The sequence below is a fragment of the Gracilibacillus alcaliphilus genome (assembly GCF_016909015.1).
Taxonomy (GTDB): Bacteria; Bacillota; Bacilli; order Bacillales; family Amphibacillaceae; genus Gracilibacillus; species Gracilibacillus alcaliphilus.
On record NZ_JAFBFA010000075.1, the window covers coordinates 1 to 1,897 of the forward strand.

Here is a 1,897-nt window from a genome sequence, read left to right on the forward strand (position 1 = left end):
ATAGACTCTCGGAATTTCAAGAGTGAAAATGACCCAATTTCCATAAAATCACTGGAAATAAAGCTTAATCCAGGCAAACAACGGTCATTTTCATGAGGTTTTCAAAAAAAGGCATGCCAAATAAGCCTAAGGTTGTTATTTTTTAAAAATTTTCCTACTAGGCAACGGTGGGGAAAATATGGGCTTTCAGATGGTCAAGTTCATTCACTTGTTGGCTATGCCAAGCATCAATGTGCTGGCATATCATGATTCCGTAAATGCGCATGTACCACATCAACGTAGAACGATGTCTTCCAGCTTCTAGATGATAATCCACTTTTTCACGCTTGTTGGATCGCTCAACGGAAGTTCGGCGTTTGTAAATTGTTTTCCATTGATCTGTTTCTCTGGATAGCCTAGGAAACAGGCGCATATTTTCTTTGGTATAGGTGTGGTAGGTTCGACCGTATTTGGCAGTAGAACAAGGTGTTTCACAGGAATTCTTTGTTCCGCAAGCCAATGGACATCGCCACTTTTGACGGTGTTGGGTATTGTCATAGCCGTTCGGTTTCATTTTCTTGCCAATAGGGCAAATGGGTACACCCTGTGATGATATCTTTATGTCCCCATCTGTTTTTATATCTCTTTTGGCGCGTTTATTCAGATCAATAATGGGCTCTATTTGTGTATGATTCATTAATTCATAAATCGAATAAGCGTCATGAGCAGCGTCCAGAAGCACTCTGTCTACTGCGCCCAAGTTGAATCGCTGCGAAAATTCAGCCCAACTAATGACAAAGCTAACCGAGTCATGGCATGAAGCCAGATGGAGACGCGGATATAAAGGTAAGTCATAGGGGCTATCACAAGCATTAATCATGTAGAGATGGTAACCGTTAAAGTACTTTTCGCGGTGACTATCCCAGCCACTGTCACAGTCAGGTTGAGAGTACGTGCGACCATGCTTGCATTTCGCTATACCTTGGGCGCGACAGCTACAAGTAGGCTTACTTCGGATGTGTGATGAGGTGACGACGGGCGTGCCGTCGCCAGCAACGTTAAGTTGTTGCACATCCCCGAGCAATCCTAGCTTAGCTGAAACAGAAAGGATTTGGGTCTGAAAGAAATCGAAAAGGCGATCCGATGGAAGTTCCTTTTTATCATCGAGTCTAGGGATCATCCAATCGACCAATCTCTTAACCCGGCCAGGTTTAGATATGGGCGCCTTTTCTCCTTTCTTGCCTTTCTTGGGTTTGCGCTTGCGAGCCTTTTTACTTTTCTTTTTGGGGGTGACATTCTTCTTTTTAGTACGCCACAAACGTTTAAAAAAGTCGTGGTAAGTTCCAACACCGGGTGTGTCACCAGGTTCAAACCCGCTAAGAATAGCGTAAAGGGGAACACGTCGAAGTTCATCAACCCACTCATCCATACTCATGGTGGGGTTCGTTAAAATCAAAAGCAAATACGACCGCATCATGGAAGCCGGGTTACGTGGGGATGGCCCTCTTTTTCCATAAGTATCAACTAACATGGTTGTCATGTGGGATAAGTCGGTAATCCAAAGCTTTGTGATGACGGGCCAGTCCCCATTTACGAGTGTTAGGATGCCGCCAGAATAGTGTTTTTGGAGCTGATCCATGACAAAGTTTTGATAGTCCTCATGTGACGCAAAAACTGGTTTCACTTTCAACACCTCAATTAAGGTTAGTAAGGAAGAAAATCTCCCTTCAACCGCGATTATTGGGGCGTTTTGAAAAAGTCAAGCTTTTTGAACTATTTTTGAAAATAATGTGTTTTTTAAATTTCCAGTTCACATTATGGTAATAATAAATCCCCCCTACGAAAAGTAGGAGGGAACAATAAATAACGGTTCAAGAAAACCTTGAACCGTCTGAATCGGCGAATGCCGAGAGTCTAT

At 43.1% G+C, this 1,897-nt stretch carries 1 protein-coding gene; it reads right to left on the reverse strand.

Going from position 1 to position 1,897, the window contains the following annotated elements:
- Positions 1-157: 157 nt before the first annotated feature.
- Complete coding sequence (locus JOD18_RS24025; RefSeq protein ID WP_204672006.1) at positions 158-1,663, reverse strand: transposase; 1,506 nt, start codon at positions 1,661-1,663, stop codon at positions 158-160.
- Positions 1,664-1,897: the final 234 nt, after the last annotated feature.